The 15,438-nt window shown below is 37.0% G+C and carries 13 protein-coding genes; 2 read left to right on the plus strand and 11 right to left on the minus strand.

Annotated elements, in window-relative coordinates:
• The 7 genes from AC6BKE_RS22665 to ccpN all read right to left on the minus strand — a co-directional run bounded on the left by AC6BKE_RS22665 (position 1) and on the right by ccpN (position 7,017).
• Positions 1-693, minus strand: a complete 693-nt coding sequence (locus AC6BKE_RS22665; protein WP_058844762.1) for a tRNA (adenine(22)-N(1))-methyltransferase — start codon at positions 691-693, stop codon at positions 1-3.
• Positions 694-856: 163 nt separating this feature from the next.
• Complete coding sequence (gene cccA / locus AC6BKE_RS22670) at positions 857-1,216, minus strand: cytochrome c550 (RefSeq protein ID WP_036120495.1); 360 nt, start codon at positions 1,214-1,216, stop codon at positions 857-859.
• A 340-nt stretch (positions 1,217-1,556) separates the two neighbouring features.
• The gene (locus AC6BKE_RS22675; RefSeq protein WP_036120498.1) at positions 1,557-2,123 is read right to left on the minus strand and encodes a hypothetical protein; all 567 of its coding nucleotides are present in this window, start codon (positions 2,121-2,123) and stop codon (positions 1,557-1,559) included.
• Between the two features lie 233 nt (positions 2,124-2,356).
• Complete coding sequence (gene rpoD, locus AC6BKE_RS22680) at positions 2,357-3,484, minus strand: RNA polymerase sigma factor RpoD (protein ID WP_004227165.1); 1,128 nt, start codon at positions 3,482-3,484, stop codon at positions 2,357-2,359.
• A 32-nt stretch (positions 3,485-3,516) separates the two neighbouring features.
• Complete coding sequence (gene dnaG, locus AC6BKE_RS22685) at positions 3,517-5,349, minus strand: DNA primase (protein WP_080717049.1); 1,833 nt, start codon at positions 5,347-5,349, stop codon at positions 3,517-3,519.
• A 205-nt stretch (positions 5,350-5,554) separates the two neighbouring features.
• Positions 5,555-6,367, minus strand: a complete 813-nt coding sequence (locus tag AC6BKE_RS22690; protein ID WP_036120506.1) for a pyruvate, water dikinase regulatory protein — start codon at positions 6,365-6,367, stop codon at positions 5,555-5,557.
• A gap of 17 nt (positions 6,368-6,384) precedes the next feature.
• Positions 6,385-7,017, minus strand: coding sequence for a transcriptional regulator CcpN (gene ccpN, locus AC6BKE_RS22695; protein ID WP_036120509.1), 633 nt, complete (start codon positions 7,015-7,017; stop codon positions 6,385-6,387).
• A 432-nt stretch (positions 7,018-7,449) separates the two neighbouring features.
• On the opposite strand from ccpN, the gene AC6BKE_RS22700 reads away from it, so the two are divergent.
• The gene (locus tag AC6BKE_RS22700; RefSeq protein ID WP_036120515.1) at positions 7,450-8,835 is read left to right on the plus strand and encodes a glycine--tRNA ligase; all 1,386 of its coding nucleotides are present in this window, start codon (positions 7,450-7,452) and stop codon (positions 8,833-8,835) included.
• Between the two features lie 50 nt (positions 8,836-8,885).
• On the opposite strand, the gene AC6BKE_RS22705 is transcribed toward AC6BKE_RS22700, so the two are convergent.
• A complete protein-coding gene (locus tag AC6BKE_RS22705) occupies positions 8,886-10,604 on the minus strand; it encodes an HD-GYP domain-containing protein (RefSeq protein WP_089933549.1) in 1,719 nt (572 codons plus the stop codon).
• Positions 10,605-11,659: 1,055 nt separating this feature from the next.
• On the opposite strand from AC6BKE_RS22705, the gene AC6BKE_RS22710 reads away from it, so the two are divergent.
• Positions 11,660-13,048 (plus strand): S-layer homology domain-containing protein, encoded by a 1,389-nt coding sequence (locus tag AC6BKE_RS22710; RefSeq protein ID WP_499858122.1) that lies wholly within the window; start codon positions 11,660-11,662, stop codon positions 13,046-13,048.
• A 36-nt stretch (positions 13,049-13,084) separates the two neighbouring features.
• On the opposite strand, the gene recO is transcribed toward AC6BKE_RS22710, so the two are convergent.
• From recO to AC6BKE_RS22725, 3 genes are all read right to left on the minus strand, one after another.
• On the minus strand, positions 13,085-13,870 hold the full coding sequence (gene recO, locus AC6BKE_RS22715; RefSeq protein ID WP_036120522.1) for a DNA repair protein RecO: 786 nt from the start codon (positions 13,868-13,870) through the stop codon (positions 13,085-13,087).
• Positions 13,871-14,110: 240 nt separating this feature from the next.
• Positions 14,111-15,028: a GTPase Era gene (gene era / locus AC6BKE_RS22720; RefSeq protein WP_036120526.1), complete on the minus strand. Its 918-nt coding sequence runs from the start codon at positions 15,026-15,028 to the stop codon at positions 14,111-14,113.
• Complete coding sequence (locus AC6BKE_RS22725; RefSeq protein WP_080717050.1) at positions 15,015-15,428, minus strand: cytidine deaminase; 414 nt, start codon at positions 15,426-15,428, stop codon at positions 15,015-15,017. Before AC6BKE_RS22725 ends, era begins: the two co-directional genes overlap by 14 nt.
• Positions 15,429-15,438 lie beyond the last annotated feature (10 nt).

Below are 15,438 nucleotides of genomic sequence, written 5' to 3' on the forward strand. Positions count from 1 at the left end.
TTACAAAACTCCTTCCACTAAATGTATCAGAGCCATTAACTCTGCACGCTTTTCTTCAATTTCAGGTGTTTGTTCTGCCTCTTCAATGGATTGTAGCACTCGTTGCCAGTTGTCTTTTTCGCGTAACCATTTTTTCATAAATGCTGGTGATTTGCGTTGGCTTAATTTAGGACCAAATAAAATCTCTGCTGTAGATAGCTTCATTTGTCCTCTTTGCAATACAAGGATTTCATAGATTTTATCATCTTCCTCTAAGATCTCTTCATCCAGAATCGCCCACTGATGTGCTAACGCCCACTCACGAATGACCTTAGCATGAATATTGGGCTGTAAAATAAGACGTGTGACACCTTGAAGCTTTTCAGGATACTTATCTAGGATGGAAACAATCAAAGGTCCACCCATCCCAGCAATTGTGACTGTGTCCACATGGTCAGTCATTTCAATCGCTGCTAATCCATCTGCAAGACGTACGGTAATCTTCTCCGTTAAGCCTTCCTTTTGTACTTGTCCTACAGCTGATTCATAGGGTCCTTTTACAACCTCTCCTGCGATGGCACGAGAAGCAGTTCCCTGATGAATCAAATAGCATGGTAGATAGGCATGGTCACTACCGATATCTGCCATAATAGCTCCTGTGGGAACAAATTTTGCTACTGTTTCTAATCGTTTTGAAAGTTTTTGTGCGTTCATTTTATACCGCCTATCTTCAATAGAGTCCATTAATAGTATGGATGATGTCGTGAAAAAAAACAAATGGAGTTGCCCCACATTTTTTGTGGACAACCCCATTTTTATTATGTAGCTGAAGATAAAAGTAGCTGTACTATGTCAGTACAGCTACTTGTCAGTCATACTATTCTAAAGTAGAAATGTATTCAGCGATTGCTTTTGCTTCCTCTTCAGTTTTCATGTTCGGTTGCATTGGAGTACCTTCGATACCCTTTGTTAAAACTTCAACGATATGGGCTTCATCTAAGCCATGTAGGTTTGGACCCATACTACCACTTAAATCATTACCGTGACAACCGATACAAGATTGTACTAGTGCTGCACCATCATCGTTTGCATCTGTAGTTTCAGTAGTTTCGCCACCGCCCTCATGTTCAGCAGCAATTTCTTTCTTGTTATCTGCACCTTGTAAAGACATGAAGAAAATAAGACCAATACCAAATGCCAGAATTAAGATGTAAGGAACGACTGGATTGTTTTTCATAAGTTTCCCCTCCTCATTTTAAGTCTACTTCTATTATAATATAGAATCAGTCAACATCTAATATTGTACTTCATTAACAAAGAAACGAAAAGCCCTATTCGCTAAGTTTTCCTTTGTTTGTAACAAATTCGACATTTCTGTATCTATTGGATAAAATATGTCTTGCCAACCCCAAAATTTGGTCATATTTATCCTTTTCCATACCATTGTTTTCATTACGATTCTGTTGTTATCATACCCTTTGCACACGTACATATACCAAAAAATTAAAAAATCTGTATGTCTTGTATCAACATACAGATTCTCATGTAATAATAATTTCAATATAATATTTGCTGTATCAAGATAGATTTATGATATAATATCCAATCAGTGCTACTAACCCTAAAACACCTGAGACTGTGAAATATAGCAGTTTCATTTTAATACCCGACCAAAGCCAAATTATACAATTCGCTGCAATCAAACAAAACAAAACCGTATTATTTCCACTAAAATATGTAGTGCAAATACGAATAGACATACTAAATAGCAGAATGGCTGCCAGTACATGAAAAATAGGCGCCAGTAGATGTTTTTTTTGTGCCATTTGCCATGCAGCAATAAATAAGATACATGCCCCTAATCCCACAACCACAGTTAATATCAAAGTCAAAGATTGCATTGTAAAATAGAGTGTCAAAACAGCCATGATGGCGATACATAGACCCACTACTAATAGGACCATTTTTCTTTTTTCTGATGGCAAAATCGCTTGTTTAGGATGTTGCACTGGCTCTAACTCCTCTATATCAGCCCCTTCTGTATAAAGAGCTGCTAAAAAGTCACAATAGTGCTCTGGTAAAAGTTTATTTTGCTTCCAAAATAAAATTTCATTAAGGATTATTTTCTTTCGAGGATTTGTCATAGTGATAGCTCCAAACATTGCTTAATAATGGTTGTATTACAATTTTATCTCACAATTTTGGAAAACACATCTGTATAAAGTCGCAAATCTTTCATTTCCTTCATTCTAATTATCTATTATTGTCGAAAATAAGAAAGTCGAGTAGCGGGGCTTATTACCTTTTCAGTATATAAAAAAGGAGCTATCCCAACTAGGTATATTTACACTAGTCGGATAGCTCCATCTATTTAAATTTATTCTAAGAAATCTTTTAAACGTTTACTGCGAGAAGGATGACGTAATTTTCTTAATGCTTTCGCCTCGATTTGACGAATACGCTCACGAGTTACGCCAAAGACTTTTCCTACCTCTTCTAATGTACGTGTGCGACCATCATCTAATCCAAAACGTAAACGAAGTACGTTTTCTTCACGGTCTGTTAACGTATCTAGTACATCTTCTAATTGCTCTTTTAACAGTTCATAGGCTGCATGGTCAGATGGAGATTGTGCTTCAGAATCCTCAATAAAGTCTCCTAAATGTGAATCATCTTCTTCTCCAATTGGTGTTTCAAGAGATACTGGTTCTTGTGCAATTTTTAAAATTTCACGAACTTTTTCAGGTGTTAAATCCATTTCCTCTCCAATTTCTTCTGGAGAAGGCTCACGACCCAAATCTTGTAAAAGTTGACGTTGTACACGTATTAATTTATTAATGGTTTCGACCATATGAACAGGAATACGAATCGTACGAGCTTGGTCAGCAATCGCGCGTGTAATTGCCTGACGAATCCACCATGTAGCGTAAGTAGAGAATTTAAATCCTTTACGGTAATCGAATTTTTCAACAGCCTTAATCAGACCCATATTCCCTTCTTGGATTAAATCAAGGAATAGCATACCACGACCAACATAACGTTTTGCAATCGATACAACTAAACGTAAGTTCGCCTCTGCTAAACGTTTACGTGCTTCCTCGTCTCCTTGCTCAATACGCTCTGCAAGTGCAATTTCCTGCTCAGCAGATAGTAAATCTACTCGGCCAATTTCTTTTAAATACATACGTACAGGGTCATTTATTTTAACACCTGGTGGTACACTCAAATCGTTTAAGTCGAAAGTTTCTTCATTTGCTTCTTCTTTCATTAGACTTTCTTCTTCAAATTCTTCTTTTCCAATGATTTGAATGTCTTTATGCTTTTCAAGATCCTCAGCAAAATGGAAAATTTCTTCATTTTCCAATTCATAAGGTGTTAGTTTCTCTGAAATTTCTTTCATCGAAATTTCACCTTCTGTTTTCGCTTTTTCTTGTAGGAATTTTTTTGCATCATCTAATGTAATTTCTACTTCTATCTCTTTTGAACGTTCTGACTTGTCCGCCATAAACCTTCCTCCTTCTAAACAACCGAATCGGGTTAAATCGCCGATAACGATTTTCTTAAATGAATAATCTGTTGGGCGATTTCAAGTGCACGTGCATACTCATGCATCTTCTCCGCTTCCTTTGACTCATGCATCTTTTGATAAATTTCTTGCTCAATTCTATATTTTTGAAGCTGACGGATGGAGTCCATTACCTCTGCCTCTGCTTGATCAGGATCTCGCTCAACTAAAGCTGCTTCCATGACAATTTTTCGTAATTCAGCGTCATCCAAAATTTCCACAAAGCGTTGATAATCAGGATGACCATATTCCTCATAAAACCCTACTAAGCGAACAAAAACAGCCATATAAGCATCTCGTACAAATGGCTCCTTTTGCTCACTACGTAATACCCTGTCCACTACATCTATATTATGAAGCATATGAGCCAGTAATAAACGTTCGGCACGTTCGGCTGCGTCCATAGGCTTTTGCTGCTGCGTGACTGGCATTGAAGGCATCTGTGTAGGCATTTCTGATTTTGCAGAACGTACCTGATTAGCCTCCAACTTTCGGAATTGAGCATAAATGGCTTCTTCCGATATATTGGTTTCATTTGATAACTGTCGTATATACAAATCTCGTTCAACTGGTGAGGATCTCCCTACTAGTTGTTCAAGGACTTCTTGAATATACTGAAGCGTATCATTTTCAAATTGAAAGTTCTTATTGCGTCTAGCATGCATCATCATAAAAGCAATATACGCATGAGGATTTTCCAAAATTTGTTCCTTAAATGCTTGTCCACCTAAAGAGTGAATGTATTCATCAGGATCTAATTTTTCTGGCAATACAGCAATATCGACTTTCATGCGCTCCGTATGCAGTAATTGCGCCGCTCGTTTCGCTGCATCAAATCCAGCATTATCACCATCATAGCAAATCGTAATTTGCTCTACTAAGCGTTTTAGCTTTGTGATATGCTGATTTGTTAGCGAAGTTCCCATTGTCGCAACCACATTCATGACACCTACAGAGTTGGCCGCTAAAACATCCATAAAACCTTCCATCAATACTACTTGACGATTTTTTCTGATAGAAGTTCGTGCTTTATCTAGGTTATAAAGCACTTCACTTTTTTGAAATATTGGTGATTCTGGACTATTTAAATATTTCGCTTCTTCACCAGTTGATGTAAGTATTCGACCTGAGAAGGCAATAATTTTACCATTCTCATCTCGAATCGGAAACATAATACGTCCTCTAAAGCGATCAAAGTAGCGTTCTTCTCCCTCTCGCTTAATGATGAGGCCACTTTCCGCAATTTCTTGTAAGTTATAACCTTTTCTTTCAAGCAATATTGTTAATGCTTCAAAGCTTGGGAGAGACCAACCAATGTTATTAGATTCTATAAGTTCCCTTGTAAATCCTCTTTCTAGCAAATAATTTAAAGGTTCTTCGCCATCCTCTGTATTCAACAGTAGATGATGAAAAAAATCTGCTGCAAAAGCGTGTGCTTCTTTCATCCTTTCTTCTGCTTTAGATATCTTTTTTGTTCCCTCTGGAAAGCTTGGCTCAACATCTAAGTGTATGCCAGCACGTTCCCCAAGTTTCACAACGGCATCAGGAAAAGAAATGCCTTCTATATCCATTACAAAAGTAATAGCATTCCCCCCTGCACCACAACCAAAGCAATGAAAGATTTGCTTGTCTGTTGATACAGAAAAAGACGGTGTTTGCTCTCCATGAAATGGACAGAGGCCAAACCAATTTCGCCCACGCTTGGTCAGCTGCATGTATTCACTAATCACATCAACGATATCCGATTGTGTACGAATCTGTTCAATTACTTCTTCTGGAATCTTCCCTGCCAAATCCATCACCATCTTTAATATTTGCGTTCTAGAAACACAATTCGCTATTCGTTTTAAAATTCCTTTATTTCTCGACAAAAAATTAGGATTTTTCTCTTATAAATATTTTTACCACAATTTTATTATTATAAAACAAAAATTAGTTTTTATCTATACTATTTTCAAAATACACTCAAAAAAACCGCCTCTACTAACCGAGGTGGTTTAAATTTCCATCTTATTTACGAGTAAAAATATGTTCAATGATCGTATTTGCAGTCTCTTCGACAGCTTTATTAGTCACATCAATAACTTGACAACCTATTTTACCGACAATTTTTTCAAAATGTTGTATCTCATCTAAAATCCGTTCATGTTGTGCATAGATAGCATCATCATTTAATCCGAGTGACATTAATCTTTCTCTTCTGATAAAGTTTAACTTTTCAGGTGAAATGATTAAGCCAAAGCATTTTTTCGGATCTATTTGTAAAAGCTCTTCCGGTGGCTCTACCTCTGGTACTAAAGGAACATTTGCCACCTTATATTTTTTATGGGCTAAATACTGTGAAAGTGGTGTTTTGGATGTTCTTGATACGCCTACGAGTACGATATCAGCCTGTAATAACCCACGTGGATCTCTGCCATCATCATATTTTACCGCAAATTCAATGGCTTCAATTTTTTTAAAATAATCATCATCCAACATATGAACAATCCCTGGCGTTTCTAATGGGTTTTCTTCCATAAAGGTTGCCATAGTTTGTAAGGCTGGTCCTAAAATATCTACTGCCTGAATTTTTTCTTGCTCACATAAATCATGTAATAATTTACGCATTTCTTGACGAACTAATGTATAGACGATAAATGCTCGTTGTTGGGCTGCAAGGAAAACAATTTTACGGATTAGCTCCTCGGACTGAATGTGAGGAAACCGACGAATCACAGTATTTTCTAAACCCGGTCGGAACTGGCTAATAACCGCTTTGGCAACTTGATCACCAGTTTCGCCGACAGAATCAGATACAACAAATACGCGTAGTTTTTTCATGCAGCTCTCCTTCTAATTTAGACGTTTTGTGCAAGAGATAAGAAAGCTCGTGTAATCGTTGTTTTTGTAAGACGACCTACTATGGTTAAACCACCCTCCTGTGGTTCAACTACTGGTAGCGAATCAACTTCTCGTTCAATAAGCTTGTTCGCTGCAACAACTAATGAATCTGATCTTTCACAGTACGAAATATTTGGCATACGTGTCATAATAATATGTACTGGAATTTTATTTAAATCCTGCGTACCAATACTTGTACGTAGTAAATCTTTGCGAGATAGTACGCCTGTCAAAAACTCATTCTTATCTACGACAAAGAGTGTACCAACATCTTCTGAAAACATAAAGCAAATTGCATCATAAACCGTCATTGTTTCCGGGACCACGACAGGACCTGAATGAAAGTCTTTCACTTTTAAATTGTGAATACTATCCAATAAATTAATGGATGTTTTTTTACCTGAATAAAAATAACCAACTCTTGGTCTCGCATCTAAAAATCCTGCCATCGTTAGAATCGCTAAATCTGGTCTTAAAGTTGCTCGTGTCAGATTGAGACGTTCCGCAATATGTTCCCCGGTAATAGGGCCATTTTCTTTCACAATCTGTAAAATGTCTTCCTGACGTTTATTGAGTTCGATTGGACTCACCGCCTCAAATCTAATAGTGTTATACTTATGCTCAATTATTATATACTATTTTAATAATTATTGCGAATTAAAGAACTGCATGCTACAATATTGACACATACGCTTGCTCTATCTGTATTTTCGAGCAAAATTGCGTTATACAGGCGATGATGGGAAAAAAGTATCTGTTCCATTCAATAGCGAGTAGAAGATGGTGAAAGTCTACACAGCAACAGAGAAAAGGCACTCCTTGAGCTAACTTTTTGAAAAGAGGTTTTAAACATTCGTTTAAAACAATCAGGGTGGAACCGCGGGTCTTAGCACTCGTCCCTGGGCATACATTGTGCCCGGAGACGGGTGCTATTTTCATTTAGTATCTACTACTAGATGAAATAACTTTAGCGTTTTACCGCTAAAAGAACAATATGAAAAACTTAGAAGGAGGCTATTTTTATGGCTAACAAATCAATGGAAACCATCGTATCATTAGCAAAACATCGAGGCTTTGTCTTCCCTGGTTCTGAAATCTATGGTGGTTTAGCAAACACTTGGGATTACGGTCCACTAGGTGTCGAATTAAAAAACAATATTAAAAAAGCATGGTGGCAAAAATTCGTTCAAGAATCAGAACACAATGTAGGTATTGATGCTGCGATCTTAATGAACCCAAAAGCATGGGTTGCTTCTGGTCATGTTGGTAACTTCAACGACCCAATGATCGACTGTAAATCATGTAAGGCTCGTCATCGCGCAGATAAAATTATCGAGGATGCTGCATTAGCAAAAGGCGATGAAATCATTGTGGATGGTATGACATTCGATCAAATGAAAGAAACAATGATTAAATATGACGTAGTATGTCCGGATTGCGGAAAAGCGGATTTTACAGATATTCGTCAATTCAACCTAATGTTTAAAACGTTCCAAGGTGTGACGGAATCTTCTACAAACGAAATTTATTTACGTCCCGAAACGGCACAAGGTATTTTCGTGAACTTCAAAAACGTTCAACGTTCTATGCGTAAACGTACACCATTTGGTATCGCACAAATCGGTAAATCTTTCCGTAACGAAATTACACCTGGTAACTTCACATTCCGTACACGTGAATTCGAGCAAATGGAGCTAGAATTCTTCTGCAAACCTGGCGAAGATCTCCAATGGCACGCCTATTGGAAAGAATTCTGTAAAAATTGGTTACTAAACTTAGGCATGAAAGAAGAATCTATGCGTCTTCGTGACCATGAAGATGATGAGCTATCTCACTACTCAAATGCTACAACAGATATCGAATTCAAATTCCCATTCGGTTGGGGAGAGCTTTGGGGCGTAGCTGATCGTACAGATTATGACTTAAAACAACATATGGAACACTCAGGTGAAGATTTCACTTATATCGATCCTGTATCAAACGAACGTTATGTTCCTTATTGTATTGAGCCATCTTTAGGGGCTGACCGTGTCACATTAGCATTCCTATGTGATGCCTATGATGAAGAAGAGCTAGAAGGTGACGATAAACGTACAGTTTTACGTTTCCACCCTGCACTAGCACCATTTAAAGCTGCTGTTCTACCGCTTTCTAAAAAATTATCTGATGAAGCGGCAGATGTTTGGGCAGAGCTCCGCAAAGCGTTCCCTGTTGATTTTGATGAATCACAATCAATCGGTAAACGTTACCGCCGTCAGGATGAAATTGGTACACCATTCTGTATCACATACGATTTTGACTCAAAAGAGGATGGCCAAGTAACAGTACGTCATCGCGATTCTATGACGCAAGTTCGTATGCCAATTGCAGAAGTAAAAGCATATATCGAAAAACATCTTCAATTCTAATCGTTTTGCTGAACAAAAGAGGGAGTAGCCAGTCTGGCAACTCCCTCTTTTTATGCTTTATATGTGGAAAATAAGCGCTCTTGCATTTTTTCCTCGAATGAAAACTTTTTCATGCTCATCCCTACTAAGCTCACTAGTATCTCTTCAATATCAGCTAATGAATAATAAAGAAAGGCACCTTCTCGCATTGGACGAACTCGTTTGTCAACAGTTTGTTCCTCTTCAATAAAATAGGCGACATTGACATCACAATGCCCCATCAATTGTGTAATACGTTGATCATCACCTGGATTGATAAAGAAAGGTACTATTTTATCGATATACAAAATACTTTGCACAAGTTTAATGAAGAAATTTTCACGTAAGGAAGACTCCACCACTAAAATGGTCGTTTGTTCATGCTGATAATCCATATATAATACATTTAATTGCTCTTCTAATAGCTTTTTTAAGATACTAATAGAATTTCTATATTTCGTCATATCTGTTTGTATTTCTCGTGTTAGCAAACGTAGTATACGAAACGCTGGTAAGAAAATTTTTAAGACAATTTCTTTAGGATGTAAATGATCAATTAATTTACTAAAATGAATTCTCAGATTATTCTCATCACAGCGGATTAATTGCTCCACAAATAAGTTAAAAATCTCTTCGAAGCTATTCGCCCTGTAGTCAATCATCTTCGTAATTTTCACACTATAGTTTAAAGGCAAGTTCATAGATTTTTGCTCATCTAGCAACCTCACCTTTGGTAATGTCGGAAATAAATCATAAACTAGCTCTACTTGTGCACTACGATTATCCGATAGCATAACAACCGAGTTGACTGGGTAAATGCCTAAACATTCAACAAACTTATGCATAAAGTTCTCATTATATAAATGACGATCCCTGTATAAAACAGCTAATGCATCTGTAGCACCGTAGCCAACATGGTAGACTCTTTTCGATGTCATGGCTGAATACACATCAATAATTTGTAATAATTGCACACCATCACTCATTTCATCTGCACAAAGTTGATTTGGATAGCCCTTCCCTGCAAAGCGTTCATGATGATCTCTCGCTAAATAGGCAATGTCTTCCTCCTGATATTCTATTAGTAAGTCATAACCTTTTGTTGTATGCGTTTTGACGATTTCAAACTCATCTTCAGAGAGTTTGCGCTTTAAATTTAATATTTCCTGCGGTATAAAGACCTTCCCAATATCGTGGAATAAATAACCTCTTGCTAATGTTTCGATATCCGTTAAACCTAGATATCTAGCAAAGATTGTCCCTAACACAAATACATCAAATGAGTGGACAAATGAATATTCATCCCATTCCTTTAAGCGCATAAGTAGCTCATAGCGATGTTTTTTTTCTAAAATTTTTTCAAAAACACCACGTACATAAGCCGTATCTTGCATGCTTTTCAGTATTTGTCCATATCGTAATTCATGCACAACATTCTCCAACGTTGTCATAAAAAGCTGACTTACCGTTTCTTTATATTCATCTACTGGTTCAGTTTTTTCAATTAATGGAGCAAATAAATCTTCATATTCTCTTGTTCGTTGAATACTTAAATCATGAACAACTCGAACTGAATCAGATGGTAAATAGACTGACAATTCATCTACTTTTCGAAGTTTAAGTAAGGCAATAATTCGCTCCGTTAAAACTAAATCTTTTTTAGCTAATAGACGATAGTCTGAGAAAATATCTTCAGCTAATATATCATTCGCTTCAACTTCCTGAATACTTAAGGTTACTTTTCGTAGCATATTTTCTGCCACATACGCAATGTACTAAGCACTATGTGACTCCCTCCTTCTTCCATAGGACTGCGTTATTCTGATAACGTATCAATGACTCCTCGCTTTCGCACAGATGAATATGTCCTGATTTTTCCAAGCTTGCTTGAAAAGCTTCTTTTTTAAAACCGTGACATCTAGCGGAGGCTTTATCTTGATTCAGCCAGTGTTTAAATACCCGTTAAAAACAGCAAAACAAGCATTTATTTTTCCCTATAGAGAGGGAGGCTTTTGTACCTAATGTTGTGCTTTTGATACAAAAAAACATTTGCTGAATCAAGATAAAATACGTTTTGCTGATAGAGGCTTCCATTTCATAGGCATGTCTAAATTGATCTAGCGTACATTTGTGTCGATGGGGATGAAACGACTAAATTATATTTTTAAAATATAAATACGATTATCTATATTTATTACAATATCATAGGTTAAAATACCTTTTCAACTAGTATATGGGACTCAAGTGATCGGTTTCTACTATTAATATATTGAAAACTAAAGAAAAACACAAAACCTTTTACCTATTATTTTTCATTTATCATCGAAATAAAAATTAATAAAAAGTCAAATAGACCCTTTATTCAAATTTCACAATCATAACTTTATTATATAAAACTAATTTTCTATAATCATTTTAATTTGTAAAAATTGAAATTTTATTCATTTACAATCCGCCTCTCATTCCCTTAAAGTATAACCAACGATGCTACTATTGACCTATCCAACTCTCTCCATATAGATGTATAGTTCAAGAGGCAAATCAAGTTTTTTCGTTGCTGTTAAACATTTAATTACCAGTAATGTCATGCTCAAGGATGATATTTCCTCTATTCGCAGTTCCAACTTTTTGGTATAAATAAGGTATTATAGTTAGTATTAGCTGTTAAATAATGAATAATTAACATGCTAAAGACATCCCCCTTTTTAACATTCAATCGTCCGGAAGTTTGAACTGATACATAGGAAGGTCTGAACGAAACATTCATACTATAAAATTTTATATTGTACTATTTGGAGGAATTCAATTGAAGTCTCAACGTTTATTTCAACTAGCCATGGCATCTGCCTTAGTAACAAGTGCGATTGTTATCGCACCACCAGCATATGCAGCATTTTTTCCTGATGTTAATTCATCCACTGAAGAAGGAAAAGCTATCATTCAGTTAGCAGAGCGTGGCATTATTTCTGGTTATATGGACGGAACGTTTAAACCTGCAAACCCCATTACACGCACACAGGCTGCGAAAATTTTAGCAGGTATTTTAAAATTAGATACAGTTCATGTAAAAAATCCTCAATTTAAGGACATTAAACCTGGCGATGAAAATTACGGAGCGATTGCCGCATTAGCCAATGCAGGAATAATTAATGGGGCAAATGGTTACTTCTACCCAAATCAAAATATTACACGCGAACAAATGTCAAAAATGATTGCTAAGGGCTTTGGATTAACGAGTCCAAGTAATACACAATTGCCATTTACAGATGTCAAAAAAGGAACTGAATTCGAACCTCATATTAAAGCTTTATTTGCCAATGGCATTACAAAAGGAACGTCAGCCACTACATACGGTCCAAAGAGTCCTGTGAAGCGTTCCCAATTGGCTGCCTTCGTTGTACGTGCTGAAAAAATGTTAAGCAATGCAACCGTTTATGCAAGTCAATTTAAACAGGACTATATCTTTGCGTCTTATGGTGGTCTTGAGCCAGCAGAGGATATTTTCACATGGACTGAAGAGGAAGATATGACAGAGTCTATCACGATTACCCCTATAAAAGAAGGTACGGGCAAATTAGTGATTACTGGATTTACTGATGATTCAGAGGACTTTACAACTATTTTTTATTTAGTTCATGTAAAAAATGTCAATGGAAAACTGAAGGTAACGCTTGAGGAAGTAAAGGAAGAGGATTATACAGAAAATTCACCACTTGATTTAGCAGAAAGCAATTTACCATTCGTGCCAACTGAGGTAACAGTTCAAAATATGAACGGGCAAGCACTTGCATCGAATTTATACAGCTTTAATCAGAATGATCAAACATTAACTATCTTGAAAAATGGACAGTTCATTGTTACATTTTCAGATGGGACACAGCAACAAAAGATGGCGGCTGATGTGTATGCCTATGACTTTGTTCGCGGTATTGATTTGTACCATTTAACTGACGAATTAACACTATCAACGCCAGTATTACCTTTCGAGCCAGCTAGTGTAGCTCTTGAAGTTTTTGACTTTGAGCCAGCGCCTGTAAAAGCAACTATTCTTAATGGACAACTACATGTTACACCAAAAACAGAAGGTATTGCCATTCTTCATCTAACAGGTAAAAACGAGGAAACAGTCTATCTCTATGTGGAAAGTAAAAAAATTGCTGGACAATGGGCTTTTCTATATGAATTTGATATCTGAAATAATTTTTTAATAGCACAAAATGCCAGAAGAACATTATGAGTCTTCTGGCATTTCATTTTTAGATCGTATTTGCAATTCAGGCGTTCGCTCTAGTTGCTCAATAAATTTTTTCGTCTTAAAGCGGATACCTGTTTGTTCTTCATAGATGGTTGTAATAATTTTTTTGATGAAATATTTTGTTTCTTTTTTTAGCTCTATTTTTCCGATTTGATCGATTGGAACAGTATAAAACATACGTATAAGCTTCAGTTGTGTTGGTGTTAAACGAATGATATAGGGGTCATACTGATAACAGCGATGACATAAAAACCCTCCTTGTGCAAAGGAAAAAGCAAATTCCCCATCGACAGCACCACACGCAGCACAGGCATGTAAAATAGGTTGCACACCTGTATAGGGTAACATTTTCCACTCAACAAATAGTGTGATAGCTTCGGGATCATAGCCTTCCTCAATTGCTTGTAATGCGTGTAATAATACATCAAAAGCAAATGGCTCTGGTTTCCCTTCTTCCACGACACGTTCCACCAGTTCCATGATATAGCTAGCATAGGCAGTGGCCATAATATCTTCACGAATATGACGCATCGAGTTCAAATGCTCTCCTTGTTGTAATGTCCCCATACCAGTATGATGTTGCACCATAAACATGCCATAGGTAAAGGGTTGTGTGACGGACGCCAATCGACTAGAAGGCTTTTTTGCCCCCCTAGCCATTGTAGCCACTTTGCCAGCTTCTCGTGTTAGCAGAGTGACAATTTTATTGGATTCCCCATAAGCACGTACCTTTAATACAATGCCTTCCCATTTATGAAGCATAGTTCTCCTCCTTTCCTAAAAGAGCTATCCAAGAAAAGAGAGCTATCCAAAATGCTTTGGACAGCTCAAAGTAATACCTCTCAATTACACTCAGATTTTACTGAGCAGACGATTTGAAAAAAGACCTCCAGGAGGCAATCTATAACATCTGCTGAAGTCTATATTTTTAATTCAGCAGGCGTTTGAACATCTGCTAAGAAATTCACCCGATAAACACTGCTGGATTAGGATCACAACAGCTTAATATTCATCATCACGGAATCCAAAATCGCGTAAATGTGTAGATTTATTACGCCAATCTTTTTGTACCTTAACCCATAGCTCTAAATAGACTTTTGAGCCTAACAGCATTTCAATATCCTTTCGTGCACGTGTCCCTACTTCTTTCAGCAAGGCTCCACGTTTCCCAATGACAATGCCTTTTTGAGAATCGCGCTCCACAATAATCGTCGCGGCCACATGAATTTTGTCAGCATTTTCTTCATCACGGCGAATTTTATCAATCACCACTGCAATCGAGTGGGGAATTTCTTCACGTGTTAAATGTAAAACTTTTTCGCGTATCAGCTCTGAGATGATAAATCGCTCAGGATGATCCGTCACTTGATCTGCTGGGTAATATTGTGGTCCTTCTGGTAAATATTTTGCTAACGTCGCTAATAAATTTTCTACATTATTCCCTTGTAGTGCTGAAATCGGTACAATTTCTGCAAAATTATAGCGCTCTTTATAGTTCTCAATAATCCCTATTAATTCGTCTGGATGAATGGCATCAATTTTATTGATGACCAAAAAGACAGGCGTCGGATTCCCCGCCAACAATTCTAAAATGAATTCATCGCCTTTACCAAGTTTTTGCTCAGCATTGACCATAAACATAATAACATCCACTTCACGCAATGTATTTTTAGAAACTTTCAGCATGAAATCGCCTAGTTTATGTTTTGGTTTGTGAATACCTGGTGTATCAATAAAAACCATTTGGCTATCATCTGTTGTCAGTACACCTTGTACTTTATTTCGTGTTGTTTGTGGCTTATCACTCATGATCGCAATTTTTTGGCCAATGACACGATTTAAAAATGTCGATTTTCCTACATTTGGACGACCAATAATGGAGATAAAGCCTGACTTGTAGCCATTGTTAGTTTCCTGCATTCTCTAAATCCTCCGTCGTAAATGCAAACGGTAGTAATTCGCCTACCGACGTTACCGTCACATCACCTTTTAAGTTCGTTAAATAAACAGGCATAGTTGGCGCACAAAACTCCATCATTACCTGACGACATGCTCCACACGGTGCGCATGGCCCGTCCGTATCAGCAACAATGGCAATGGCTTCGAATTCATAAATGCCCTCTGATACAGCTTTAAAGAACGCTGTACGCTCCGCACAATTCGTCATACTATAGCCTGCATTTTCAATATTGCAGCCGTGAATGACCTCTCCCTCTTTTGTTAAAAGAGCTGCACCTACTTTAAATTTCGAGTATGGAACATAGGCTTTTTCACGTGCTTTTTTTGATTCCTCTAATAATCCTTGCATATCCACTGTCATCTATACAAAT

This window comes from Lysinibacillus sp. COL-1 (genome assembly GCF_059814265.1).

What these genes read in the sequence shown, in the direction of transcription:
- AC6BKE_RS22665 (WP_058844762.1), bottom strand. Translation starts at nt 693, where the DNA reads ATGAACGCACAAAAACTTTCAAAACGATTAGAAACAGTAGCAAAATTT.
- cccA (WP_036120495.1), bottom strand. Translation starts at nt 1,216, where the DNA reads ATGAAAAACAATCCAGTCGTTCCTTACATCTTAATTCTGGCATTTGGT.
- AC6BKE_RS22675 (WP_036120498.1), bottom strand. Translation starts at nt 2,123, where the DNA reads ATGACAAATCCTCGAAAGAAAATAATCCTTAATGAAATTTTATTTTGG.
- rpoD (WP_004227165.1), bottom strand. Translation starts at nt 3,484, where the DNA reads ATGGCGGACAAGTCAGAACGTTCAAAAGAGATAGAAGTAGAAATTACA.
- dnaG (WP_080717049.1), bottom strand. Translation starts at nt 5,349, where the DNA reads ATGGTGATGGATTTGGCAGGGAAGATTCCAGAAGAAGTAATTGAACAG.
- AC6BKE_RS22690 (WP_036120506.1), bottom strand. Translation starts at nt 6,367, where the DNA reads ATGAAAAAACTACGCGTATTTGTTGTATCTGATTCTGTCGGCGAAACT.
- AC6BKE_RS22700 (WP_036120515.1), top strand. Translation starts at nt 7,450, where the DNA reads ATGGCTAACAAATCAATGGAAACCATCGTATCATTAGCAAAACATCGA.
- AC6BKE_RS22705 (WP_089933549.1), bottom strand. Translation starts at nt 10,604, where the DNA reads ATGCTACGAAAAGTAACCTTAAGTATTCAGGAAGTTGAAGCGAATGAT.
- recO (WP_036120522.1), bottom strand. Translation starts at nt 13,870, where the DNA reads ATGCTTCATAAATGGGAAGGCATTGTATTAAAGGTACGTGCTTATGGG.
- era (WP_036120526.1), bottom strand. Translation starts at nt 15,028, where the DNA reads ATGCAGGAAACTAACAATGGCTACAAGTCAGGCTTTATCTCCATTATT.
- AC6BKE_RS22725 (WP_080717050.1), bottom strand. Translation starts at nt 15,428, where the DNA reads ATGACAGTGGATATGCAAGGATTATTAGAGGAATCAAAAAAAGCACGT.